The organism is Necropsobacter massiliensis (genome assembly GCF_000827595.2).
In the GTDB taxonomy this organism is placed as follows: Bacteria; Pseudomonadota; Gammaproteobacteria; order Enterobacterales; family Pasteurellaceae; genus Necropsobacter; species Necropsobacter massiliensis.
In genome coordinates, this window is the sequence record NZ_LN776183.1 from 189,980 (window position 1) to 216,001 (window position 26,022).

General features: G+C 32.0%; 20 protein-coding genes. 2 read left to right on the forward strand and 18 right to left on the reverse strand.

Annotated elements, in window-relative coordinates; genetic code table 11:
* Positions 1-86 precede the first annotated feature (86 nt).
* The 7 genes from BN3349_RS04765 to BN3349_RS04795 all read right to left on the reverse strand — a co-directional run bounded on the left by BN3349_RS04765 (position 87) and on the right by BN3349_RS04795 (position 4,780).
* The gene (locus BN3349_RS04765) at positions 87-242 is read right to left on the reverse strand and encodes a hypothetical protein (protein ID WP_001035198.1); all 156 of its coding nucleotides are present in this window, start codon (positions 240-242) and stop codon (positions 87-89) included.
* A gap of 505 nt (positions 243-747) precedes the next feature.
* Positions 748-960, reverse strand: coding sequence for a hypothetical protein (locus tag BN3349_RS04770; RefSeq protein ID WP_040976223.1), 213 nt, complete (start codon positions 958-960; stop codon positions 748-750).
* A 142-nt stretch (positions 961-1,102) separates the two neighbouring features.
* Complete coding sequence (locus BN3349_RS04775; RefSeq protein ID WP_218971803.1) at positions 1,103-1,516, reverse strand: RNA polymerase sigma factor; 414 nt, start codon at positions 1,514-1,516, stop codon at positions 1,103-1,105.
* A gap of 239 nt (positions 1,517-1,755) precedes the next feature.
* Positions 1,756-2,631, reverse strand: coding sequence for an SPL family radical SAM protein (locus BN3349_RS04780; RefSeq protein WP_040976225.1), 876 nt, complete (start codon positions 2,629-2,631; stop codon positions 1,756-1,758).
* 20 nt (positions 2,632-2,651) lie between these two features.
* A complete protein-coding gene (locus BN3349_RS04785) occupies positions 2,652-3,194 on the reverse strand; it encodes a ClbS/DfsB family four-helix bundle protein (RefSeq protein WP_040976226.1) in 543 nt (180 codons plus the stop codon).
* A gap of 11 nt (positions 3,195-3,205) precedes the next feature.
* Positions 3,206-3,820 (reverse strand): GyrI-like domain-containing protein, encoded by a 615-nt coding sequence (locus BN3349_RS04790; protein ID WP_040976227.1) that lies wholly within the window; start codon positions 3,818-3,820, stop codon positions 3,206-3,208.
* A 60-nt stretch (positions 3,821-3,880) separates the two neighbouring features.
* Positions 3,881-4,780 (reverse strand): helix-turn-helix transcriptional regulator, encoded by a 900-nt coding sequence (locus BN3349_RS04795; protein WP_040976228.1) that lies wholly within the window; start codon positions 4,778-4,780, stop codon positions 3,881-3,883.
* Between the two features lie 303 nt (positions 4,781-5,083).
* Here BN3349_RS04795 and BN3349_RS04800 point away from each other — a divergent pair, with 303 nt between their 5' ends.
* Both BN3349_RS04800 and BN3349_RS04805 read left to right on the forward strand, forming a co-directional pair.
* Positions 5,084-5,443: a plasmid mobilization protein gene (locus BN3349_RS04800; RefSeq protein WP_040976229.1), complete on the forward strand. Its 360-nt coding sequence runs from the start codon at positions 5,084-5,086 to the stop codon at positions 5,441-5,443.
* Positions 5,444-6,775, forward strand: coding sequence for a relaxase/mobilization nuclease domain-containing protein (locus BN3349_RS04805; protein WP_040976230.1), 1,332 nt, complete (start codon positions 5,444-5,446; stop codon positions 6,773-6,775). It begins immediately after the preceding gene.
* Position 6,776: 1 nt separating this feature from the next.
* Here BN3349_RS04805 and BN3349_RS04810 read toward each other — a convergent pair whose 3' ends face one another.
* The 11 genes from BN3349_RS04810 to BN3349_RS04860 form a co-directional block, all read right to left on the reverse strand.
* Entirely contained in the window at positions 6,777-8,030 is a 1,254-nt protein-coding gene (locus tag BN3349_RS04810) for a DNA cytosine methyltransferase (RefSeq protein WP_040976231.1), read from the reverse strand.
* Between the two features lie 29 nt (positions 8,031-8,059).
* Entirely contained in the window at positions 8,060-9,961 is a 1,902-nt protein-coding gene (locus tag BN3349_RS04815; protein WP_218971804.1) for an ATP-binding protein, read from the reverse strand.
* A gap of 2 nt (positions 9,962-9,963) precedes the next feature.
* Positions 9,964-10,920, reverse strand: coding sequence for a HaeIII family restriction endonuclease (locus BN3349_RS04820; RefSeq protein WP_040976232.1), 957 nt, complete (start codon positions 10,918-10,920; stop codon positions 9,964-9,966).
* Positions 10,921-10,933: 13 nt separating this feature from the next.
* Positions 10,934-11,956 (reverse strand): DNA cytosine methyltransferase, encoded by a 1,023-nt coding sequence (locus BN3349_RS04825; protein ID WP_040976233.1) that lies wholly within the window; start codon positions 11,954-11,956, stop codon positions 10,934-10,936.
* A gap of 1 nt (position 11,957) precedes the next feature.
* Positions 11,958-12,179, reverse strand: coding sequence for a helix-turn-helix domain-containing protein (locus BN3349_RS04830; RefSeq protein WP_000033212.1), 222 nt, complete (start codon positions 12,177-12,179; stop codon positions 11,958-11,960).
* A gap of 149 nt (positions 12,180-12,328) precedes the next feature.
* Entirely contained in the window at positions 12,329-12,988 is a 660-nt protein-coding gene (locus tag BN3349_RS04835; protein WP_040976234.1) for a hypothetical protein, read from the reverse strand.
* Between the two features lie 54 nt (positions 12,989-13,042).
* The gene (locus BN3349_RS04840) at positions 13,043-21,394 is read right to left on the reverse strand and encodes a helicase-like domain-containing protein (protein WP_040976235.1); all 8,352 of its coding nucleotides are present in this window, start codon (positions 21,392-21,394) and stop codon (positions 13,043-13,045) included.
* Positions 21,395-21,403: 9 nt separating this feature from the next.
* Complete coding sequence (locus BN3349_RS04845) at positions 21,404-22,357, reverse strand: DNA cytosine methyltransferase (protein ID WP_048736311.1); 954 nt, start codon at positions 22,355-22,357, stop codon at positions 21,404-21,406.
* A gap of 49 nt (positions 22,358-22,406) precedes the next feature.
* Positions 22,407-24,113 (reverse strand): DNA topoisomerase 3, encoded by a 1,707-nt coding sequence (locus BN3349_RS04850; protein WP_040976237.1) that lies wholly within the window; start codon positions 24,111-24,113, stop codon positions 22,407-22,409.
* Between the two features lie 91 nt (positions 24,114-24,204).
* A complete protein-coding gene (locus BN3349_RS04855; RefSeq protein ID WP_040976238.1) occupies positions 24,205-25,809 on the reverse strand; it encodes a CD1107 family mobile element protein in 1,605 nt (534 codons plus the stop codon).
* The gene (locus BN3349_RS04860; protein WP_040976497.1) at positions 25,787-26,017 is read right to left on the reverse strand and encodes a hypothetical protein; all 231 of its coding nucleotides are present in this window, start codon (positions 26,015-26,017) and stop codon (positions 25,787-25,789) included. Before BN3349_RS04860 ends, BN3349_RS04855 begins: the two co-directional genes overlap by 23 nt.
* Between the last annotated feature and the right edge of the window lie 5 nt (positions 26,018-26,022).

Consider the following 26,022-nt stretch of genomic DNA (forward strand, 5'->3'; position numbering starts at 1 on the left):
AAAATGATATTTTGGCAAATAGTCATTTCAGAAGATTACTTCTACCACCTATATTTTACCGCACCCTATTTCTCTTTGTCAGCCCCTCAAATTCTGACACAGGATTTACATAGATACATCTCAACAATATCCAGTAAATCAAGCTTTTCACTTTCGCTTGTAGAGTAGGTTATTTTCTTAGAATAATCATCTGCTATTTGCTTCTTATCCTTATCTTTCTTAACTTCTTTTTTCTTATTCATAGTCTTAACCTCACTATTTTTATAATAAGTTTTATGACATTGGTAGGTGCATTGGCTGCTACATTGGAATCTCACCACCGCCCCTTATTAAGACGAGCCGGCTTAAACTATTGAAGTATCATTATCACCATTTGTATCACAGAGATAGATTGCCACATCTATCCTTTATGTATTCCTATTTATCGCTCTTTTTCTTTTATCCTTGGCACTTACCAGTATTCATTTAAACCAATCTCTCAGCAGAAAAGTCTTGGCGTAGGTCATAATTCTCCACAAATGGATAACGTCCCACCTTGGTCTATTCAGTTGTCAAAGATCAATTAGCTTTCTGCTATGTAGGATTCTTTGCTTAATAACGGAATAGATTTTCTCTTCTACCTCAAAAGCAAAAAGGATAAATTTCCTCCTACACTTTAATAGTGAAAATTTATCCCTTTTGGTAACCAGATTTATGAATTTTTTTGAAAAAGAAAAGCATCTCCGTAGATGCCTTTCAAATAAAGTTTTAGCAATATAATGGTTCTTGAAGTTTGTAGTCATTAAGACAAACATTAAATCCTATCTTCATAGCTTCGTAAATATCAGTCATAGTTCCGCCAAGCAGTAGTATTTCGTTCTCAACATCTTCCTTTGCCCAACCTCTTGAACCATCATTTTCTTTTGCAAACTTGTCCATTACTTTTTTAACAACAAGTTCTAATACCTCTTTTTCAATCATACCTTTTCCTCCTGTTACCCATTTTATTAAGTTTGTATAGGTTAAAAGAATTTATCTTAAATTACAACCCACTTGTAAGAAAAAGGCATTTTAATGTCGATATTAAGTATTTTTTTGCTGTTTTTTCGTAATGACCTAAATGCTATTTAAAGTCTTTCAGCAATTCTCTTAACTTGTCCAATATCTTATTTCTTCTCTTTATGAGAGCTGGATGAGATATTTTTTTCGTTTCAGCCACCGAACGAATAGTCTCATCATTGAAATAAAGTCTATCAATGATTTCTCTTTCTTCATCATTTAATTTTGATAGTGCATCTCGCACTGCCTCTATCATCATCTGTGTCTGAACAATCTTATCTACATCAAATCCCTCATCAACTATACTATCCTCAAAATGTCCATCATGATCAAAAGACGAGAAAAAAAGCAGGTGATTTTTTCTATCCACCTGCTTCAAATATTTTTCATGATTTTTTTCTTGCCAGTAGACTTTATAAATCTCTTCACTAACCTCCACTTTTTTTCCATTTACAAACAAGAAATAATTTTTTCGCATTTTTATTTTCCTCCATTTCTTTGTTTTCTTGTTTAAAACAAAAAAGGAGGACTTCGGCATTTATGCATACCGAATCCTCCATAATGGATGAAAAATATTAAATTATTTACATGGTAATCCTTATGATTTACTAAATTGAAAATATAAAAAAGGGCTTATATTAAGATATGTATCGTATTTAGTTCTTTGTGACACCATCTTTAAAAGTTCTCCTTAACCTTTTGTATTATTTCTATTTTCTAAAAATCAAATATACTAAGTTGCCTAGTTATCTCTCTTTCTTCAAATTCTTTCAAGTAGCCAAAAATAATATCATTGTCATGCATTATTTTCTCTTTTTCGCAAAAGTCATGAAAGATCTTCATTAATTTAGAATTATTCTTGCTGCTAGCAATATAGCTATTTCCGAATGTTTTAATATATTTATCTTTAACCTTGGGGAATTTTTTATCTAATGCACAATAGAAATACTCTCTATTCCCTTCTCTTAGAGTGAGACCTATACCAAAGCAAATTATCCCCTTTACTTCTGCTTCTTTGCAATAATTTAAAATGCCTGTTAAATTCTCTTCAGTGTCATTAATAAAAGGTAAAATTGGACTTAACCATACAATTGTAGGTATTCCTTCATCTCTTAAAGCAAGCAAGGTTTCAAATCTTTCCTTTGTTGTAGAAACATTTGGTTCAAGCAATTTACATAACTTTTCATCATAAGTAGTAAGTGTCATTTGAACAACACACTTAGTCTTGGCATTTATTTCTTTCAATAAATCTAAATCCCTTAACACATTTGATGATTTTGTTATAAGCGTTATGCCGAATCCATATTTGTTCACTAACTCAAGTGCCTGCCTTGTATAATTTAATCTAAGCTCTTCTTTAATGTATGGATCTGTCATAGAACCTAATCCAATCATACATTTTTTGCGTTTTCTTCTTAAAGAATCTTCTAAAAGCTGTAGGGCATTTTCTTTAACTTCTACATCTTCAAATCTATGGTTTATCTGATAGCATTTACTCCTTGAGTCACAATAAATACAACCATGTGTACAGCCTCTGAATAAATTCATTCCATTTTTTGAAGATAATATTCCTTTTACCTTCGTAAAATGCATTCTATCATCTCCATATCTGCTTATTTTTTATTACAATTTTTTTGATGTGCTTTTAATTTCTTCATCGCCCAATCATAATGGCTTGAAGTAGTGCTTACAAAATACGAACCGAGTACACTTCCTCCTACCCACTTATAGACATCTTTTGAAAACAATTCTTCATTTGTAAATCTCTCAGCTAATTCTAAAATATCTTTATGGGATTTCTGAAACATTTCTTTTGCATCTTCAAGAGAAGTATTTTGATGTTTTTTCCAAAACTCTACATTCATATCTCCATAAGTTTTCCAATTATATGGAGCTGGAATAAAAGGTTTTGCCACTCCCTTTAAATTTGTATTTACCCAATTCAAAAGAAGCTGGTGCCATTCATATAAATGGATCAAAATATCTCTTAGATTTTTATCTCTTTTCCAATGAGCCTCTTTCTTTTTTTCATCACTTGAAAAGTCAAAAGGTGTGTTTAATTCTTCGTCAGATAGCTTAGCAATTAATACGTTCAACTTATCGTAGTTTTCTTTCGCTGCAATCATTAAATCTTCTTTTGTTCTTGGTCTTGGCATAATATTTCCTCCTACTTTACGCTATATCTCAATATGGTTTTTAAGTTTTCTTCTGATGTTCTATTCTTGTTGCTCAAATAGATTTCTGTATGATAATCAAATTTTCTTAAAAGACCATGTTTTTCCATAAAACTTTCTAGTTTTTCAAATGAATATGGTTCTGTGTCAAAACTTCCAATATGTAAAATCTGTACTGCTTTGCCACCTTCTACATTATCAAAAATGATTTCATCATATAATTTATTCGGTTTTTTCTCTCTAACATTCTTAATAGCTAAATCAAAAATATCTCTTGTAATATAATCTGGCTGTTTAATCATAATTGCATATTTCAATTTATTTTTATCAAATTGTTCTCCAGAGTTTTTTCTCCAGATGCCTTCGAGTGGAAATACAGCAAAGTCTTTGTAAGAAGAATTATTTTCATCTATATTCGTCTTTTTAAATAACATTTTTATACCATATGCTAATGTAAACAATGCCGAAACTCTATCTGAAAAATCAGCTAAATTGGGATTACCTTCTCCATTTATCATAATGAACTTCTGATTAGGAACATCTATTATCTCCGCTTTTTGCTTCGCTCCATATAAGTATTTTTCTTCTTTTTTCCATTCATATTTCATAGCAAAATTCTCCTTTGTACTGATAAATATATTATACAAAAGTTAACTTGACACCATCTGTCATATTCTATATTTTTTAGCCATAATGTTTATTGTGTTTTTAATTTTACCTCGAATTTCTTTCGGTTCTAACACCTCTGCCGCATCTCCATAGGAAAATATATAGTTATATAAATTGTAATCGTTGGGAAGTTCTACTGTAGCATATAAATTTCCATCTTCATCTTCTTCAATAGCACTGGATACTTCATCATATACTCTAAAAGCCATTTTTCTATCAAATTTTACTTTAACAAATACAGTTTCCTCATACTCCATTTCTTTTTTTAAGACAATACTATCAAAATCATCTTCAAAGGTATTTGGTAAAATTTCAAATTCTTTTATGCGTGACAGCTTAAAATATCTAAAATCATTTCTTGACAAACAAAATGCATACACATACCAATCCCATCCTTTAAATAGGAGTCTTATTGGCTTTACTTTTCTGCTTGTTTCTTTTTTATTACTGGAAAAATATATAAAACGAACAATATTTTTATTGATGATTGCTGATTTTATATCTTTAAATAATTCATCATAAGATTTACTTCGTTGCCAATTTGTAAAATCAACTTCTATCCAGTTAGTATTTTTCGTTTTAAATAAAGCGGTTAATTTGGTTAAAAGTTCATTTTCGTACTCCTTATTTGTCAGTTCTAAACCTTTTAAGGCAATCAAAATCTGTTCTTGCTCGTTCTCAGAAAGAAATGATTTTTTCAATACAAAATCATCCGCTATTTCTATTCCACCACCTTTCCCTTGGGTGGCGTAGATGGGAATTCCGGCACTGCTAAGGACATCAATATCTCTATAAATTGTCCTTATTGATACTTCATATTTTTCCGCAAGTTCATTTGCCGTTACTTTTCCTTTTTCCAGTACATAATACAAAATTTTAAACAATCTATTGTTTTTCATTATTTTACCACTCCTAGTAGATACTATTATACCATAAATATGACATTATTTGTCATGTTATAAATGTGTTTTAGATAAAACGCTGACATTAACTTCTATACTTGGTATAATTAAGACACAAACTCATATCTCGCTTAACGCTTGCTTTACAAATCATTCTTATGTAGCAAGCACAGTAAGTGTGTACCCACTTACGAAAAATCGATGAAGCAGCCCCTCGTGGAGTTGCTTCTTTTTTTATCAATTTTTAACTTGTTAGGGCGTACCCTAAGACCCCAGATTTTATGAAAGGAAGTAACAGACATGGCAAATAGAATTAGAAATGTTCAGCTGAAGATAAACTTAACAGAAGAAGAAAAAGCACTTTTTGAAAAGAAAATGAAGATGGCAAAGTGTAAAACAATGAATCATTTTCTAAGAAAAGTGGTATCTGAATCAGATATTTATGTTATCGATTTACAGCCCTTTAGGGAAATACAAGGACTGCTTTTTAGGTATGCAAGTAGTATCAACCAAATTGCAAAACGAGTTAATTCTACTGGTGTTATCTATAGCGATGACATCAAAGATATACAATCCCAAATTGAATATCTATCAAAAGAAATATGGCAGATACATTCCCTACTACTCAATAAAACTACTGACAAAGGAGATGAAATATAAGTGGCAATTACAAAAATTCATCCTATAAAATCTACTCTTAATCTTGCTATTGCCTATATAACAAATGAAGAAAAGACAGATGAAAAAATATTGGTAAGCACAAATAAGTGCTTTGCTTCAACTGCCCATACTGCTTTTATGAAGACTAGAGAAGATAATAAAGTTAATGGAGCTGTACTTGCAAGACACCTCATTCAGTCATTTACGCCAGGTGAAACTACGCCAGAAATGGCACATCAAATCGGAATGGAACTTTGTAAAAGAATACTTAAAGATCAGTACGAGTTCGTACTTACTACCCATATAGATAAAGGGCATATCCATAACCATATCATCTTCAATAATGTAAATATGGTTACAGGCAAGTGCTACCAATCCAACAAGAGAAGTTATCATCAAATTAGGTATCAAAGCGATAAATTGTGCAAAGAAAATAACCTATCTGTTATTGATGAGTTCTACGAAACTTATAGAAAGAAATATAAAACTAATGGTAAATCGTGGTATGAAAATAACCAATTTAAGAAAGGCACTTCTTGGAAAGGTAAGCTTCAATTTGATATAGATAGAGTTATTAAACAATCCAACGATTGGGATGATTTTATAAAGAGAATGTCTTCCCTTGATTATGAGATCAAGTATGGAAAACACATTGCATTTAAGCACAAGGACAAAGAAAGATTTACAAGAGCTAAGACTATTGGAGAAGATTATACTGAAGATAGATTAAAAGAGCGTATCTTAGATAATGCTAATCAAAGAACCTATACTGTTAAAAAACGTGTCGGAAATATTATAGATATGACAAATAACGAAAAGGTAAAATCAAGCAAAGGTTATGAGTATTGGGCTACAAAACATAATTTGAAAACTGCAGCCGATACTGTTATTTTGATGCGTGAAAAAGGATTTAAGTCTATGTCTCAGCTTGATGAACACATTAAAGAAAGTGCATTAAAAAGACAAAATTTACAGGATAAAATCAAAGTTATTGATAACAAAATTTCAGCTCTATCAAATACTATGGAACAAGTTCATACCGTAAAATTGTATCGCCAGATCTATCTGGAATATAAGGAAGATACATCAGACAAGGCTTTTTTTGCAGAGCATAGATCAGAAGTAGCACTGTATCAAAATGCCCTTTCTGACCTGAAAAAATCTTACTCAAAACTTCCAAATTCCAAGGATGTTTTGAAAGAGCTTGATTCATTGCATGAAAAAAAGAATACCCTAATGCAAGAGTATTCTTCTACAAAGTCCGATATGAAAGAACTGTATCAAATCAGGAAAAATTATGAGAAATATATGGGAAGGGAGATGGAGAGGTAATTCATTCTCCTTTTTGTCCTCTCAAAAAATCTATAATGGCCATTGCAATTTTTTTAGATAGAATTGGCGGAACAGCATTGCCTATCTGCTTAAATGCAGCTGTTCGTGAATGTTCAAAATAAAAATCATCTGGAAACCCTTGTATTCTAGCTGCTTCTCTTACTGTAATTGAACGATTCTGTCTTAAATCTGGATGAATATAGTAATGTCCATCCTTCGCAATATGAGCAACAACTGTATGACTAACAGAGCCATAATCCAAAGCTTTATATCTATCTAAAAAAGATGTTGTATTAGAATGCGTTTGTAGTTCTTCAGGTATATCGATATACCTTAAATTCTTACCTTTTTTCTTAGCTTTTAGTACCAATTTATATATCTTCAAATCATTTTCATTATGAGGTCTTGCAGCATGTTGCGTTAAAATATCATCTTTTTTACGTATATATTTTTCAACAAACTGACTCGAAACATCACAACGATACTTATGAGAACTTCCTCCAGACTTTATACTTGGCAAGTCCTCAAACAATTCTTTTATAGTTGGGGCGACCTCAACATATTCAGCCAAACAGTCAAAAAATGAGTTATCGAACACTAAATCTTTTCGATGTCCGACAAGTATTAAACGTTCTCTTTTTTGTACTATACCATAATCACTGGCATCTACTATTTGATAATCTACCTCATATCCGCACTTATCAAATTCGCAAATTATTTTTGGCAAGAGTAACTCTCCTGATAAATCCTTAAAAGAAAGCAACCCTTTAACATTTTCAAAAACAAAGAACTTTGGTTTATATTTATCCAGAAAATCTAAATAATGTTTATATAGATAAATTCTTTTATCAGTAGATTTTTTCGACTTGTTATTGGCTCTACCGATTGTAGAATATGCCTGACATGGTGGTCCGCCAATAATACCATCTAACTCATTATTGCCTAATCTTTGGTCAATAAATTCAAAAATCGAAGGTATGGTATCTTTACTGATTTCCTTATTCAATATATCTTTAGTTAGATCTCTTGGTATAATCGAGTACAAATCATCTCTCGAGATTTTACCTTGAATATATTCAAAATATGAAGATAGGTTATTTTCTTTTTTTAAATAGTAATATATATTTCTTAATTCTAAAGAAGAGCAAGCATCTTTGTCCATTTCTATATGACAAATAAAATTGTAATAGTCTTTATACCTAAATCCTTCGGTTAATCCACCCGCTCCTGAAAACACATCTACTATATTTAGCATAACCACACCTCCTTTCGTATTTGATTAAATCAATTATCATACACTTCTTTAATTTCTTCGTATTTATTTATAAATTCTTGATTAAACTTTTTTGCATCTCTTAACAAGTCTGAATATGATCTAATAAATAAATCACCACTTTGTTCTAATGAATTTGCAGTAGTTCTAACTATAGGATCCATATCATATCTGTCAGACATCAAAAATGTTGTTACTTTATCCAACTTATAATGTTTTTGAACAAAAATTTTATAATCTAATGCTTGATTTATTTCCTCTGTTTTAATTTTAATATTCGGTCTCTTCAATTCAATAATAATTAATTCACCATTTACTAAATTACAAAGAAAATCAATCCTACGATTACTTCCCTCTAGTTTTTCATCTGAAAAATTATCTTTTAAAATTTTACTATATGTTTTTTCTCTTTCAAATGTTGTAATTCTAGGATCTAAAATCCAAGGAAACTTTTCTAGAAATGGTTGAATTACTTTAGATTCACTCTCATTTCCATTAACATACTTCTCAAATTGTTCTATAGCTTTTATTCTACCAACTGCAACTTTTGCAAGCTCTTTAGCCTCTATATATTCCCAATCCGAAGTTATTTTTTCAACTTCATCAACTGTTAAATTCTCTTCTTTCAAATTTTCTATATATGACTGAAAGCTCTCAAATTTATATAAATTTTTTAAGTTGTCCAAAACACGTTTAATTGATTCTATATCATCTGTTTCTGTAGAATTTGTTAATAATGTATCTTTAACTTTCTTGATACTACTTATCTCTGTTGGTGTTAATCCCTTAAAAAATGATTCATCTAAAGTAATAAGTTCTTCTTTTTTCTTTCTCCTATTTTCTCTCCATAAAGATGATATTTTTGAAATCAACTTATTTAAATCATATTTTAATTGAATTGTACTTTCATTTTCTTCCCAAAGGATTGACTGTCTAGCTGTAGATATATAATCCTCTTCATCTGAGTCATCTATAAAATCAATATTAAAAAATCCAGTTACATAGCTATTAAATCTATCATTTGCCCTATCATCAAAAAATACATTTTCTGAAGCCAATTTGTTTCTAACATATAGTAAAAAACCACTATCCTTTTTCCTTAAAGGAGTCGATTTAGTATATACCCTTCCAGTAATACCATGATCTTTTAGTCTTTTAAATTCTTCTACGCTATTAATATCATTTATAAAGTCTTCTGGAAATTTCCATTCAAATTCTTTTTCTAACTTCTCAAAATAAATTGATTTTGTAATAGGTTGCTCTTGTTGTGAATTTTCATCAATGAGTTTAACCTCAAACTCAGCATCATAAAATGAAAATCTTCTGGACAAGTTATATGCTAAATCCTCAATACCCATTATTGTACTTTGCTTAATTTCTTTGATTTTAACCACAGTCCCAGATTGTTCATTAGTATTTTCATTTTCACAAATCACTTTTGGCTTATATTCTGATTCACTTTCTGCTTTCATTTCATCATAATTAATACTAAAAGCATTTTTCACGCCATCTTTTATAGAATATACCTCTATAGTCTTTGCAATACCAAATACAGCTAATTTACCTAGACCTTTCTTTCCTGTAACTTTTCTTTTTTTTACTTTAGAAACGCCTGTACCTTCAGCTTTTCTTCTGTTCCTACCAATCACCAAAAAATTCTGATTTAATTCATCATGGTTCATTCCTGTTCCATCATCTGTAACTGTTACTACCTTTTCATCATAGTTGATTTTTATCTCAACATTTTCAGCATCTGCATCGTAAGAATTTGAAATTAATTCAGCGATAACAGGAGGAAATGAACTATATAATTTTATCCCTAAATGATCAATTGTATTCTTATCAAATTTAATTTTAAATCCACTATTTTCCATAATATTACATCTGATAAAACTATCAGACCCTCCTAGCATTCCTATTTCCATCTACAATCTATCGATATAATTGTTGTAGGCATACCTATAATTTGTATATCAAACTTCAAACTTGATTCAACCTTAGTCGAAGCATTATGAATTCTGAAACTAAATTGCCAACCACCATCAAGGTATAGTTCCAATGTATTCTTACTGTCTGGTTTATATTCCAAGCTAACAATCCTTGTTGGAAGTGTTGATATTGGCAATTCAACGCTTCTTTTACGCTTTTTACCCTGTCTATTCAATGTTCCTCTCAAATTGTAGCTTTGAATTTGAGTTATCTTTTTATTATCAATCCCAATTACTTTATAAAAATCAAATTCTCCAAGCAAATACTCAACCATCAATCTAGGAATATCTTTACCAAACAAGCAATTTTGTCTCTCCAGTTCCCCTTTAAATGCATTTAATAAAGGAACATATACATCGTCTTCTTTGTTAGGTAATTCACTCCACTTAGAACCCCTTTGTTTTTCAGAATCAAGATATTCAAATATTGGTTTAATATCTTTCCAATACTGTTCAGAACAATCTATTCCATACCACTTTTTTCCAAAATCTAAATTCTTAGATAATCTACTATGTTTTACAGCAAAATGGTTGTGTTTTACGCTAAGACCAATTTCCCACTCAATACCTCGTCTAATAATCAGTACATCTCTTACATCGCCTTCTTTGCCCTTGTCATCTGATTGAATTTTCAATTCCAGCTCATCTAATCCATCATCTAAAATCAAAGGTTCAAGTTCAAATATAGTATTTACTCCAGCTAATGCACTAATCTTGTATATAGCTTTTTCAGAATCGGTTAAAGTATTCCATGCACGTTCTGCAGCATAAAAACTACTGTTTTTTTCTACCTTTGCCGGACGAACTTTTGATATTTCTTCAAACAATGTAGTTAAATAAGAAAACTCATATGCCCTTCCTTGATTATTACTTTTTTCACTCATAGATTCCCTCCGCCTAATTATCTGTGCCTGTTTTTAGGAGACTCAAATTTGAACTAGAATTACGCAAAGCGTCTAAAATGGACTCAGCCATAACATACGCTAAGTTCACAGGAACAGCATTACCGATCATTTTATATGCATCGTTCAAATTCGTATAATAAAATTTAAAATTGTCCGGAAATCCTTGTATTCTTGCACACTCTCTCACGGTTAATCTTCTATATAGTGCTTCCTTACCAGGTTCAAATATATTTTTATTTTTTTCTACTTTAGGCATAACTGGTGCTTGTGGATGTAGTTGACACTGTCTACCAGATGCCTGGACCGTAAATGCCTGTTCATCCCATTGTCTAACTCTATTTCTACTCATAAATATTGGCGAATAGGCACCAATAAAGTATTCATGATTCAAAACTTTACAGCTATCACCATTTGTCTTATTTTTTTCTAATGCTGGAATTGCCAAATCTTTTAAATCAAATATCGCATCTTTAAAAGTCAACTTTGACTCGTATGGTTTAGGCGGTTCAAATTTGATGTTTAAATCCTTCCTAAATCCAACATAGAAAACTCTTTTTCTATCCTGAGGGACACCATAATCACTAGCATTTAACAAATGAATGAAAACATCGTAACCAGCTTCCTCAAATTGAGAAACAATATTTTCAACAGCACTATTATGCCTTTTCGCCATCATTCCCTTAACATTTTCTGCTAAGAAGAACTTCGGTTTTTTATCTTTCAAAATGCGAATGTACTGATAAAATAATTGCCCTCTTGGATCGTCAATGCCCTTTAATGACCCTGCCTCACTCCAAGACTGACATGGCGGACCTCCTATAATACCATCACATTCAGGAAACATCTCTGAAGGAATACCACAAATATCTCCCTTAATAAGTTTTGTATCATGATTTTTTTCATATGTTTCCCAAATTGTTTTATCGTATTCATTAGCAGCTACCACATTAAACCCTGCTTTTTCAAATCCTAAGTCTAATCCTCCCGCTCCTGAAAACAAGCTAATTAAATTCATTTTATATTTCCTCCGAAGAATCATTAACACATTCTACAATCTCTGAAATATCACATTCCAATACATTACAGATTCTTAGTAACACATCAGTTGTGACATTATCCCCATTTTTAATTTTATAGAATGTACTTTTACTCACTTTTGCTTTTTTCATAAGTTCAGTATTTTTCATATCTTTATCTATCAATTTTTTAAACAATTTTTTATAGCTGAATTTTGACATGACTAACCTCCAGTCATTTTCTTGTTAAAATCATATCGTTTTTATTATACCACAAAACTAGTACTTTTAGTACACTTTTATTCTCTTTTCTCGAACCAATTTTGCAATAAAAAATAATCGGTGCAGTCCGAAGACCACACCGACATATTCTATCTCTCAGTTTCCTTTGAAGATTCTTTCTTCTCAATAGGTTTTGCTTTTTCTTCAGCCTTATATTTCTTTATTGCTCCAAGTACAGATTCTTTCTTTTCATCTTGGTTCTTCATCTGTTCCTTTGCTTTTAAAAGCTTAGAAGATAGGATTCTGACATTAGTATGTTCCTTTCCGTTATCATCAATGGATGTTCTCACCTGACCAAAAAGCTTTACAAAGTCACCTTGCTTAAAATCCTTTGGAATATCTCCCTTATCTCCATAAGCTGAACAATTTGTATAAATCTTATTTCCTTCATTATCTTTTGACACAACTGAGAAATTAACTACTTTAAATGCTTCTCCATTTTTATTTTCTCTTTCTATTGCTTCAACCTCGCCTACGATATTACCAACAATGTTTACCAAATCATTATCTTCTTTTTCGATTGCTGCACTATCTTTAATCCGTCCATTTTCTCTAAGTTCGTCAATCAAGTAATCAAACTCATCATTAAGTAAACTCATACTGTCATTACCCATATACTCTTGGTATAACTTATCCAAGGCATCTTTATCATTAATTCCTTTTTCAAAACTAATTAGTGCCTTTGTAAAATTTTCGTGATTTTCGTTTGCCATATGTTCTAGTGTATTTCTCATTTCTTTGTAGTTCATAGTATACCTCCATGTTTTCTACTAAAATTGAAAAGGGGCTTAAAAATAAGCCCCTTAACGTTCTTCGTGTTCTTTTGATTTATTTTCTCGTGTTTCTGCTTGTTTTTCTTCTGACTGATATGACTTAATCTGGCCTAAGATAGATGGTTTTTCAAACACCTTATCTTTGCTTTCTGCCTTTGTATTAAGATTATCCTCTACATCATAAGTGGTTTCAAAGTAGTCACTGTCCCTAAAGTCATTATCGTATCTATCTGGCACACCATCATTATCCAAATCTTTTGCAAGTGGATCGTAGATATTACCATCGTCATCTCTTTCAAGACCTAGTGCTTTTTTAAGGTCATTATCATCAATAGATACAAACTCTCCAAAATCTCCATATTCCATTTTTTGTTTTAGAAATTCTAATGCCTTTTCTTCACTTCCAAGGTCTTTGAGATAATCAATCTTTGTAATTAGTTCTCCATTGATATACTGGGTAACTGTAAGGTCTTCTAAGCTAATTTCATATTGAATTTCATGCTTTTCATCTGGTGTAGTTGTATATGCAATTCCAATATGAGCAATATCAGGAAATAAATTATTAAAGTTTTCATAGGTATAACTATCATCTTCATATTCCCTTTTACAAAAATCTACAATAGCTCTTTTTACATCTTCAATTAGTGGATTAGGATTTTCTTTTTCTTCCACTTCTCCCATATCAAGTAGCTTGTTTAATTCTGCAAGTCTTAATACTTTTGTCTTTAGCTCATCTGCTTTTTCAAAAGGCTTTTTCAGTTCCTCTTTGGCATTTTCCAGTTGTTCCTTTGTGATAATGAGTTTTTCTTCAAGGCGATTTAACCTTTCAGGCATTTTATCAATAGCATTATCTAGTCTTGTAATATTACCATCTGCACTTGTACCAAGCTCTCCTGAATGGTTTGTAGTACCTCTTAAAGTAAAATTATGTTCATTGGTGAAGAAATTATAGCTTACCTCTAAGTCCATATTTCGGTACTGTCCTATAACCTTACTTTCATTAATTTTTATGCCTTTAATCGCTTCTAAGAGCTTTTCTCCAGCTATCTTTTTATCTCGAATTATCTCACCATTAATCATGATAGAAGTGAATTTATTTTCACCACTTCCTTGTGGTTCAACATTTTCAATATCTTTTTTCACTGCTTCAATTAGCTTTTCAGTCCTTGCTATTTCTTCAGGATATGTCTTTGCAACCTTATCCTCTAATCTATATCGATTGGACTTGTAATTTGCTTCAAGCATTTTAAGTTTTGTAACTTCATTATCCAAATCCATCTTTTCTTTTATCTTTGGATCACCAGTAGCAAGAGCTTTAATCTCAGCATAGTTCAGACTACTTTCGTCTACATCTTCTGCAACACGAACAGGCGTCTTTGAAGTCATAATCTGTGAAATAAATTTCTGCTTATTCTCTATCGTCTGCCAAAGATACGCATCAAAGGTATTCTCAGTGATGTAACGATAAATATTGACCTCTTTATTTTCATTGCCTTGGCGAACAATTCTACCACTTCTTTGCTCAAGGTCAGCAGGTCTCCATGGTACGTCTAAATCATGCATTGCAATTAGTTTATTTTGCACATTTGTACCAGCACCCATCTTCTGAGTAGAACCCATTAAAATACGAATTTCACCTTTTCTTACCTTTGCAAAGAGTTCATCTTTTTGCTTATCAGTATTGGCTTCATGTATAAATGCAATTTCTTCCTTTGGTATTCCTAAATCTACAAGTTTATCTCTAATGTCATCATAGATATTAAAGCTGCGATCACCTTTTGGTGTAGACATATCTGAAAATAGAAGCTGTGTTGATTTTTCTTCTTTTGTCTTATCCCAAATAGAAAATACATTTTTAACACATACATTCACCTTTGAGTTTTCATCATCTGGAAGTAATGGATTGATTAAACGCTGATCTAATGCAAGTTTCTTACCATCATTAGTAATCTTAAGCATATTATCTTCTTCAGGCTCTACGGACTTATTACGCACCTTATCAGCCCTTTCAGACAAGCTCTTTAGTATTCCTTTTTGCTCTTCACTTGGTTCAGTTTTAATAACTTTAAAATGAGCTTCTGGAACAGGAAGATTGAGCATATCTGCGGTTTGAATATCGGCTACTTCCTTAAACATACTCATAAGCTCAGGTAGGTTATAAAACTTAGAAAAACGAGTCTTAACTCGGTAACCTGTTCCCTCTGGAGATAATTCAAAAGCAGATTGTGTTTCTCCAAAAGTTGAAGCCCATGAATCAAAATGCTCTAGTCCATTCTTTTTTAAAGTGTCGTACTGTAAATATCTTTGCATAGTATAAAGCTCTGTCATTGAGTTTGATACTGGAGTGCCTGTCGCAAATACAATTCCTTTGCCACCAGTCATTTCATCCATGTATCGGCATTTCATAAACATATCTGATGACTTAAAAGCCTCTGATTGCCCAATACCTGCAACATTTCTCATTTTTGTATAAAGATATAGGTTCTTATAGTTATGTGCCTCATCAACAATCAGCTTATCTACGCCAAGCTCTTCGAAAGTAATAACATCATCCTTTTTGAAATCATCATTCAACTTTTCAAGCCTTGTTTCTAATTTCTTTCTGGTTTTTTGAAGCTCTTTTACTGTAAAATTTTGATTTCTATCATGCTTGTACTCTTCTACATAATTGATAATCTCATCAATCTGGTCTTGAATGTGCTTTTGTTGATATTCCTTAGACATTGGAATCTTTTCAAATTGACTATGCCCAATAATAACTGCATCATATTCACCTGTGGCAATTTTCCCTATAAATCTCTTTCGATTCTTTGGTTCAAAGTCTTTTTTATCTGCCACCATGATATTTGCTGATGGATATAGCTGCATAAACTCACGACCAATTTGCCCTGTAAGATGATTTGGCACAACAAACAATGACTTAGTACACATTCCAAGTTTCTTAGCTTCCATAGAACTTGCTACCATTTCAAAAGTCTTGCCGGCTCCTACCACATGAGCAAGTAAGCTGTTACCACCATACAGTATTCTTGCAATTGCATTCTTTTGATGTGGACGAAGAGAAATATCTGTACTCATTCCATCAAAGCTTAAATTTGATCCATCATATTCTCGATTACGAATAGAATTGAATTTTTCATTATAGGCTTTTACAAGTCTATTTCTTCTTTCCTGATCATTAAATATCCAATTCTTAAATTCTTCTTTTATAAGTTCTTGTTTCTGCCCCGCAAGCATAGTTTCTTTTTTATTTAGTACTGAAGTCTTTGAACCATCTGGATTGAGAATTTGGTCAAACACCTTTGTTTCTTTTAGGTTTAGAGCATCTTCAATCAGCTTGTAGGCACTCACTCTACTTGTTCCATAGGTCATTTCAGCAAGGTCATTTCCTCTATCTTTGCTTTTACCTTCAACATTCCATTCACTGGTTAAATGTGAAAATTTAACTTTAATATCCCATCTTGCATATCCTGGAGTCTTTAATGTTTCAAATATGAATCTTTCAATATCCTTAGGTGGAATCCATGTTGCACCAAGCCTTACATTGATTTCACTGGCTTCGAGTTCTTTTGGCATTACTCTTTGAAGTTCTGATTTTTGATATTCCAGTCGGCTTAGTTCATTTACAAGTGTTTCCCTTTCGTTTTCACTTCCTTCTGAAAGCATTCGTTCTGCTTGTCGTAACCTATTGATATAACTATCTACAATACCTATTTTTTCTCTAATATTTCCACTTAAGTATTCATCTTTCGTTACATAGGTATACTTAAAAGAATTAGTCTCATCGCTACAAGCAAATGGTAAATCCCCATCTCCCAAGTCAAAAGAAAGCTTCTGATTAAAACTAACATTCTCTTCCCTAATGTTTAAAAAGATTTCTCCTCTAAGTTCTTCTATAAGAGTGTTTCTATCCTTATCCGTTAGATTTGTCATGTAATCAAAATCTACATAACCTTTTTGTGAAATAGATAGTACCAATGCTTCAAGTGAAGTATCTACATGGTCAATAACTTTCGCTTTTGTGATAGTTCGCTTAGAAAAAATATCGCCTTTTGCCTTAAAGTTTTCTTCTTCATCCAGTATCTCAATAGAAGATACCAAAGGGAAATTACTATCTTCTCTTAAGGCTCTTATGTTACTTAAATTATTTACAAAACCATGCTTCTTAGAAAAACTATCATAAACTGTGTTTAATTTATCCTGAGATTCTTTGATTTCAGCTTCACTAAAGTCTTCTTTCTGCTTGTATATTACATTCTTTAGTGCGTCATTTAATTCGAGATAATCCTTGATCTTTTCCTTGTTTTTGTCTGATACTTCTTTCTTAATGAAAAGTGAATTTTCCCTGTAATATACCTCATCATCTATGATTGTGTAGGAAAAGTTTTTTACATCATCGGTTGCGGGTATTGAGGTTACTTCATCATCTAGTAGCTCTATCTCTTCATACTTCGCATCTTTTGATATTCTTTCACCTGCTATTTCAATACGGTCTTTAAGAGACTCCATATTATTCTCTTGTCCTAAAAAGGCTATCGGCTCACAAGTTAAAGTCTTTCCAAATCTACCACTAACTTCACGCATAGAACCTAATACTTGTTCAGGATGGTCTACAAAGTATTTATTGTAAGTTAAGCCATTTTCATCTTCTGCTAAATGAACCCAGTCATCGTCACGCTCAAGTACACTATCTCTTTTCTTCAGGAAAATAATATCGCTTGTCACCTCAGTTCCGGCAACACCTTTAAAGGTATCGTTAGGAAGTCTTATTGCACCTAAAAACTCTGCTCTTGCATTTATATATTTACGGATACTTTCGTCTTTTTTGTCCATTGTTCCAGATGATGTGATGAAGGCTATAACACCACCATTTCTCACCTTATCAATGGATTTAGCAAAGAAATAGTCATGAATAAGGAAGTTATTACGATTGTATTCCCTATCATTAACCTTAAATTCACCAAACGGAACATTGCCGATTGCCACATCAAAGAAGTTATTTGAAAAACTTGTCTCTTCAAAGCCTTTAACTTGCACATCAATTTCAGGATAAAGAAGTTTTGCAATTCTACCACTAACAGAATCAAGTTCAACTCCATAAAACTTTGACTCATTCATTTCATCTGGAAGATTACCGATAAAATTACCTACGCCCATCGATGGTTCTAAAATATTTCCATTCTTAAATCCCATTTCTGAAAGCGTACTATATACTCCATCAATTACAATTTTAGGCGTATAAAAAGCTGTTAAGGTAGATTCCTTAGCAACCTCATATTCTGATGATGATAAATTTTCTTTTAGGAAAGTTCTTGCCTCTTTCCATTGACCGTCTTTACTTTCATCAAAGACATCAGCAAGTCCACCCCACCCAACATATTTAGCCAAAGTTTCCTGTGCTGTAATATCTAAATCCCTTTCACCTTTTTCTATCCTCTTAAGCATTGAAATGGCTTCAAGATTATTATTTAACCTTTCACTTGGAGCAAGTTTATCAGGGAGAATATCTTCTTTAATTCTAAAGTTTGATACTTTCTCTTGTTTCTTTTCCTCAAGTCCAAAAAGTCTTTCTAAATCACTTTCTAATCTATACGGAATAACTTCTGAACCCGTAATCATTCCTTCAAGATACTCAACATTATCTTTTATTGTAACAGTCTTAAGACCACCACCCATCTCGTCAAAGCGAGTTATAGTGTAGTCTTTATCTTTATAGTGAACTTCGTCTCCAACAAGGAGCTTAGGTCTATCAAAGCTAATCTTTTCTAATAACTCTTTATCATCTGCAAAACTTACTATAGGCATCGTATGATTATCATTTCTTAGAGGAGCAAGTCTTAAATCATTCTTTTTTAGAATCTCATTAAAGCTCACTTCATCATCAATCTTATATGCCTCATGATCCTTGTAGACCGTTTTCCCAACAGATAAGTCTAATGATTTTTCTTTATCTTCTTCTGGATTAAGGTAATCAAAAAGTGTCTCTTGTTTTGCTTCAACTTGACTGGCTTCTACAACATAATCAGCAATCTTATATGCTTCATATTTTCCAATATCAATTAAAGTATCAACCTTTGTGCTTTCCTTAAAATCTACTCCTCGATTAAGTGAATATTCTATTCCATCAACTGCTACTTTTCTTCCAGTATCTTCAATATTAATCCCTAAGCTATCTTGTTTACTTGCAAGTATAAATTCATTGCCGACTTTAACTGCTACTTTCTCATTCTGATTGTTATATGCGTAATCTTTAAGGCTATCAACAAACTCACTCATCGTAACAAAGTCAATGTTATCCTTAAATTCTTCAATTTGACTTATGCTTACTTCATCATTCATTAGATAACCTTTAAGCACATTAAACTTAGCAAGTTCAATGTCTAACTCTTTCAGATATTTTATCTTTTCTGATGTAACACCACCCAGACCTTTGTTCCAATCATCAATAAGCCATTTTAAATGTTCCATCTTCCATACAGGTAGTTTAGGATCTGCAATCTCAGTAATTTCATTTCCATAAAAATCGTACTCCTTTATGGCACTCATAATCTGTTCTAATTGTTCAAAATTAAAATCATCAATCCCAATGTTTGTACCTTGAAGTGCTTCTTCTAATTTACTTGTGGCAAGTCTACTAATTGCAACATCTTTTGATAGTTTGTATTCTTCCATAATAGAGCCAACTTCTTCAGCAAAATTAGGACTTAATTCTTCTTCAAATTTATCTATTACTTCATTGCTAACTTCTTTAGGAATTACATCATCTTCAAAACTGAGTTCCCCATTAAAGACCACTTGAAGCTCATGCTCATCCATCTGCTTTTTTAATTCTCTGTCTTTAAGTTCTCTAAAAGTCTTTGGGAAATCTTCTAAAATAAGTCTTTGAGCATTTAGTTCTTCAAGCTCATGAATATTAAAATATCCCCACTCTGGTTCAATTCCTAAAACAAGACCAAATGCATCTCCTGTTTCCCTATCATATTCCGTCATATACCATGTCCAATTGCTTCTAAATGGAATGATATATGCTGCATGAACCTGAGTATCTGCTAGATTAGTATGTTCTTGGTCATAAAGCTTTGGAACACGCTCAAGCATTTCATCAGTCATTAAATTGTATGGTTCTTCTTTAGAATAGAAAACGGGAGCATTTTCTGCTCCCTCGTTCGTTTTCTCAATGATTTTTTCTAAGCTTCCACTATTTCCTTGATTGCCATTTCTTTCAAGGCTGAAATCATTACCTTGTATTCTGGATTCGTTTCGCTCTCTATTTTCCAAGCTTCCATCATATTCGGCTTCTCTTGTCTCATAAAGTTTATGGCTCTCTTTTGAACTTCCATCAAATGTTTCACTAGTCTCTTCTCTTTGTAAAGGTCTATTAACATTTGATAGTGTTTCTCCTCGCTGCTCTCTGTTAGAAAGTCCAATCTCATCACTGCGTAAATCGGATTCGGAAATTCTTCCATGAACTTCTTCTCTTCCTCCAGATTGTTCAAAGTCTTCTCTTTGATTACCAAAATTATCTCGTCCGTATTTTCCATACCTGAAAAATCGGTTTCCGTCATTATCATCTCTTTCGTCATTTGATCGAATAGCATTCTCCATACCTCCTAATTCATTATTCTTTTCGTTAAGCTTATTATAATCGGCACCTATACTCTTTGTCAGGTCTTGATTGACAGATAAATTTCTTGTTCTTATCATTGTAGCTTCAATAATATTGCTACAAGCATTGGAAATACAATTACCAACACTCATTAAAGAAATTCTATCTAAGTGCTTAAAATTTTCTTGCAAGTTATCCATTGGAATAGGATAATCCAGGTTAAATCTATTAGAAATTGCAAAGCTAATAGAATTTCTCATAAAGTTTACAAATGAGTTTCTATCTTCATCAGCAATCCTCAGATTATTTGCAAGCTCATATATGCTTTCATCTACGTATATTCTGCTAAGAGAATATAGGTTTTCCGATAGGCTATCACTTGAGTCATATCCTTGTAGCTCAATCATGTCCTTTAATGTATTCTCATGCTTCTCTCTATCAAAAGACCATAGTTCCACTTCATTCACATTTTTATCCATCGATACCGTCTGACTAATATCGAAGATATATCCTACCTTTTGGAAAGCATTACTGTCATTTAGAATAGGTATCCCTTTTTGCCCTCTCATAACAGTTCGATTAAATCTTTCCCTCCACATATCAAAGCTTGCACAAGCAGTTGCGTTAGGATTTTTATCATAGATACTAAGTTGACTTAAAAAGTCATATCTTTGATTATTTCCAATGACCTTTAAGAGTTTTAGATATTCTCTTTCACTATCTAAAACATCTCTTTTTACAAGCTCAATTATGTTGTAAAAATCATTCGTTCTCATCTTTACCTCCTAGTTCTTCAAAATTTCCTTTAATATTGCTTCTAACACATTCACGACAATGCTATTTCCAGCTTGTTTATATAGTATTGACGATAATTTACCTTTTCTTCCTGGATATATAGCTTTGAGTTTATCAAAGTCTTCATCATCGAAACCCATAAGTCGAAAACACTCTCGCTCCGTTAAATATCTATATCTATCATTACCTAAATCTATAATTCCTGAATTAGGAATACGCACTTGCTTGGTGGAAATGGTATATGCAAACTTCTCTATCACTTTAAGTCTTCCTCTAAAATTTTTATTTTTAGGTTCTCCTCTTATATATCGAAGCATTGACTCTTGCCTTACTTCATAAAGATTGGAAACATCTTTCTCTATAAATTCAGATATGTCCATTGCTTGCATTTTTTCGAGTTTAGCAAAGTTAAAAAGATTATTTTCCAAGATGCTCACAACAAAGATACGCTCTCTTTTCTGTGGTATTCCAAAATCCATAGCATTTAGAATTTCATATTTGTTCTCATATCCTAGTCTCTCCATTTCTTTTAAGTAATGAAAAAAGGAAGCTCTCAAATTTCTATCGAGAACTCCCTTTACATTTTCCCAAAGCACAACCTTGGGCTTAATATTCATTTCTTCTATTATTCGTATTGTTTCAAAAAGAAGACTACTTCTTGTACCACTACCTTTTGTGCCACCTTTCTTTAAGCCACTTCGACTAAAATCTTGACATGGACTACCATGCATTAATAAATCTATTTTTTCATCTGGTGGATGATAATCTACTATACTTTTAGGCTCAAATTCTTCATCATAAAGTGCATTATAGCTTTTAACACAGTTCTTATCTATCTCTACATAATCAACCATCTTATGAGGTATTTTTTGCCTTATTAAAGCTTTTCTAATAGCACCTATACCACCAAACAGTTCTAATACATTCAACTCATCTATTTTCATCACCTCCAATAAAATAAGGGAACAAGATTAGCTCTCATTCCCCTAAAAATTATTTACGATATATTCCTACTGTTTCTCTTATTTCATTCTCTATACCTTTTAAGAAGTCATCCTTATCCGCCTTGCCATTAGCAATATCAGATAGTTTCATTTCCCATTCGGCAGTAGTTTCTGCTGATTTAAAAGTATCTGAAACAATAGTCACCAAACTAATTCCTTTATTAGTTGCAATCAAATTCTTTTTATCTCTTTCGATAAAACCTTTGAAAATCAAGTTTTCAATAATACCTGCACGAGTTGCCGGTGTACCAAGTCCTTTTCTTTCTACCTCAATGCCTTTTTCTAAGGCGTCATTACCCGCTACTTCCATAGCCTTAAGAAGTGTATCTTCTGTAAAATGCTTAGGTGGTGATGTATATTTCTCTTTTACTTCTTTATTTCTTATCTCAAATACTTCGCCTACCTTTACACCTGGTAGTAATGTATCTTCAGTTTTCTTAGTTTTATATTCTTTTAGATACTTAGTGAATCCCTCATCAATTATCACTTTGCCACTACTTGTAAATTCAAAACCATCAAACTCAGCAACTATTTTTGTAGTATTTTCTACTAAAGGGTATCCAACACTTGCATGAAGTTTATTTGTTATAAATCTATATACTTTTTCTTCACTTTCTGGAAGAGCTGAAATATCATCTTTTAATGAGCTGATTGTCGGCATAATCGCATGGTGATCTGTAACTTTTTTGGAATTAAACACTATCTTAATTCTTTCAGTATCAAAGTCATTCTTGCCTAAGATATTATTAATGACGCATGTAATCATATCTTCAGTCAGACATCTGCTATCAGTTCTTGGATATGTGATAAGTTTCTTCTCATAAAGACTTTGAGCATAATCAAGTGTCTGTTTCGCACTATATCCAAAACACTTATTACATTCCCTTTGAAGTGTTGTGAGGTCAAACGGTAACTCAGGCTTTGTTATCTTTTCTTTTTGAACGACATCAGTAATTTCTATGGAATTACCTACTAAATTGATTAGCTGCTCTGTTGTAGTCCTGTCATCAATTCTATCTGTAGAAAGTGAAAATCCATCTAAAGAAAGTTCTACTGTATAGTATTTTTCTTTCTTGAAATTATTAATTTCATATTCCCTATTTACAATCATTGCAAGTGTAGGTGTTTGTACTCTTCCCACACTATAATTTTGCTTATACAAACAAGAATAAAGCCTACTAATATTCATTCCGACTAGCCAGTCAGCAATCGCTCTTGCCTTGGCAGATTCAAATAAATCATCGTAGTAACTTCCATCTTTTAAGTTTCTAAAACCATCTTTAATTGCACTATCTTCCATTGATGAAATCCAAAGTCGTTTCATCTTCTTTTTACAATTTACTTGATTGTAAACAAGTCTAAATATGCTTTCTCCCTCACGACCTGCATCACAAGCATTTACTACATTCTCTACTTCTTTATCATTCAATAGTTTCTTCAAGATGCTAAATTGTTTCTTAGTAGATTTTGAAACCTCATACTTATATTTAGTCGGAATAATCGGTAAATCTTCCATATTCCACTTAGCATACTTTTCATCGTAGCTATCAGGATTTGCCATCTGAATTAGATGACCAACGCACCATGATACCCTATATCCATTTCCCTCGTAGTATCCTTCTTTCTTTTTTGTAGCTCCTATTACCTTTGCAATTGATATAGCTACACTCGGTTTTTCTGCAATAACTAAATCCATATTATCTCCAATCTTTCAAATAAAATAAGGCGAAAGATAATACTCCCTCGCCTTTAACTTGCACCAAAAATCATATAATTTATGATGCATTTTATTCTTCATCTTCTTCGATTTCTTCAACCTCTATTTCTGAGGTTTCTTCACTTTCATCAGCTTCTGAGAAAAAATCATCGTCATCATCTTCTAATGCTTCAAGTTCTTCATTTTCTTTCTTTTTAACAACCTTGAAGTAATAACCTGCACCTAATGCTCCAGCTACCACAAGAATCAGAATTAAGTATGTTCCCATATTGCTACTCTCTTCTTTTTTCACTGGTTTAGTCTCTTCTTTTATTGGCTCTTCCTTTACAATATCCTTTTGTGTTTCTTTCTTTTCAACCATATTCAGCAAATCATCTTCTGAAACTTCTGTTAAAAGCATGACATTCTCGCTATCTTCATCATGATTAATAATTAGATGAAAAGTCTTTCCATTTTTAGTCGTAAAAGTTACAAACTGTCTTGCATCTACTGAATACATATCTGTAGACTTATTATCTTTACCATCATTGTGGTGAATTGGATAATCTTTGTTTGCATTATCCTTATTCTCTGTAACAGTTCCTCTTGCCTTTGATGGTGCTGACGCTACTCCTTTATTGGTATTTACAGGCTTACTTGTTCCATCCATAGAAGACGTATTTCCACTATTTGAAAGCTGTTTAGGTGTTAGCTTATTCGGATAACGGATTTCCTGCTTCTCCTCTTTTTTATCTGGCTTAGTTTCTACCTTATTTTCTGTCTTAGATGTTGTTGATACACTACCAGAAGCATCGCTACCTTTTCCTGTATTTATAGGTGTACTTGGAATAAACTTGCTAAAAGATTCATTATTTTTAGGTACTGAATTTGAGATAGTTGGATTAGAATTAATTCCTATTTTATTTATAGAATTAAGCTTTTCCTGTAGCTCCTTAGTCTTCTTTTCTAACTCTTCAATAGATTTTTTAAGCTCAGTATTTTCTTTTGAAGAATCTATAGAATCCTTATCCTTTTTGATTTTCTTTTCCAAAGCTTCAATTTCATCTTCAAGATTTTTGATTTTATCTTTTTGCTTATCACTTAACTTGTTTTTCTCCTTAAGTTCCTTACTAAGATTATCCACCTTTTCTTTTAACTCTTTAGACTCCTTATCCATTTTGTCTAAATCATTTTTGGTAATATCTGTCTGAGATGATGAATCTTTCTTAGGTTCTTCTGTTTGAGTGGCTTTATCCTGTTTTACTTCCTCAGTCTTCTTTTCTTTATCTTTTTCATTTTCAGTCTGAGTTGCTTCATCTTTTACAATCTTTTCTACCTTACGGATAATCTCATCTTTCCCGTCGCCTTTTACTTCATAATAAAGAAAATCATCAATGAATTTCATATCGTCAGGTAACATTGGCAAGTCACCACTATCAAAGATTTGTCCTTTATCTGCCTTTACAACCTCTTCCTTAAATACTTTCTCGTCTGAAAATACATATTTAATCTTTACTTCAAATTTCTCTTCCGTTTCTGCAAGAGCTTCAATCGGATTAAGCATTGAAAGTACAGTTCCATCTTTTGCAAATACAATCTGCTTATTTACAGTCATCACACCTATAATTGAAACCAAAAGTAACGTGGCTCCAATAAGTGCGACCAATACTTTCTTATTCTTCAATTTGCTTTTCATTATTATATTTCTCCTTTTCTTTTTTCTCTTTGAACATCTTCACTAATTCCTCAAGAGTGATATTGTTCTCTCTACAAATCACTACATATTCTTGGTCTAATAGCTCTTCTTTACGAATAAATAAAGGCTCTAAATCTTTATCGATCTGAGCCTTCTTATCTAATAATTTTTGAATTTTTTTATTAACAGTATTCAGTTCCCTATTCACATTTT

Excerpts from the sequence above, each read along its gene's own strand:
- BN3349_RS04795 (WP_040976228.1), bottom strand. The coding sequence starts at position 4,780 with ATGAAAAACAATAGATTGTTTAAAATTTTGTATTATGTACTGGAAAAA.
- BN3349_RS04820 (WP_040976232.1), bottom strand. The coding sequence starts at position 10,920 with ATGAGTGAAAAAAGTAATAATCAAGGAAGGGCATATGAGTTTTCTTAT.
- BN3349_RS04770 (WP_040976223.1), bottom strand. The coding sequence starts at position 960 with ATGATTGAAAAAGAGGTATTAGAACTTGTTGTTAAAAAAGTAATGGAC.
- BN3349_RS04855 (WP_040976238.1), bottom strand. The coding sequence starts at position 25,809 with ATGAAAAGCAAATTGAAGAATAAGAAAGTATTGGTCGCACTTATTGGA.
- BN3349_RS04790 (WP_040976227.1), bottom strand. The coding sequence starts at position 3,820 with ATGAAATATGAATGGAAAAAAGAAGAAAAATACTTATATGGAGCGAAG.
- BN3349_RS04850 (WP_040976237.1), bottom strand. The coding sequence starts at position 24,113 with ATGGATTTAGTTATTGCAGAAAAACCGAGTGTAGCTATATCAATTGCA.
- BN3349_RS04800 (WP_040976229.1), top strand. The coding sequence starts at position 5,084 with ATGGCAAATAGAATTAGAAATGTTCAGCTGAAGATAAACTTAACAGAA.
- BN3349_RS04830 (WP_000033212.1), bottom strand. The coding sequence starts at position 12,179 with ATGTCAAAATTCAGCTATAAAAAATTGTTTAAAAAATTGATAGATAAA.
- BN3349_RS04845 (WP_048736311.1), bottom strand. The coding sequence starts at position 22,357 with ATGAAAATAGATGAGTTGAATGTATTAGAACTGTTTGGTGGTATAGGT.
- BN3349_RS04785 (WP_040976226.1), bottom strand. The coding sequence starts at position 3,194 with ATGCCAAGACCAAGAACAAAAGAAGATTTAATGATTGCAGCGAAAGAA.
- BN3349_RS04835 (WP_040976234.1), bottom strand. The coding sequence starts at position 12,988 with ATGAACTACAAAGAAATGAGAAATACACTAGAACATATGGCAAACGAA.
- BN3349_RS04780 (WP_040976225.1), bottom strand. The coding sequence starts at position 2,631 with ATGCATTTTACGAAGGTAAAAGGAATATTATCTTCAAAAAATGGAATG.
- BN3349_RS04815 (WP_218971804.1), bottom strand. The coding sequence starts at position 9,961 with ATGCTAGGAGGGTCTGATAGTTTTATCAGATGTAATATTATGGAAAAT.
- BN3349_RS04840 (WP_040976235.1), bottom strand. The coding sequence starts at position 21,394 with ATGAGAACGAATGATTTTTACAACATAATTGAGCTTGTAAAAAGAGAT.
- BN3349_RS04825 (WP_040976233.1), bottom strand. The coding sequence starts at position 11,956 with ATGAATTTAATTAGCTTGTTTTCAGGAGCGGGAGGATTAGACTTAGGA.
- BN3349_RS04775 (WP_218971803.1), bottom strand. The coding sequence starts at position 1,516 with ATGCGAAAAAATTATTTCTTGTTTGTAAATGGAAAAAAAGTGGAGGTT.
- BN3349_RS04810 (WP_040976231.1), bottom strand. The coding sequence starts at position 8,030 with ATGCTAAATATAGTAGATGTGTTTTCAGGAGCGGGTGGATTAACCGAA.
- BN3349_RS04765 (WP_001035198.1), bottom strand. The coding sequence starts at position 242 with ATGAATAAGAAAAAAGAAGTTAAGAAAGATAAGGATAAGAAGCAAATA.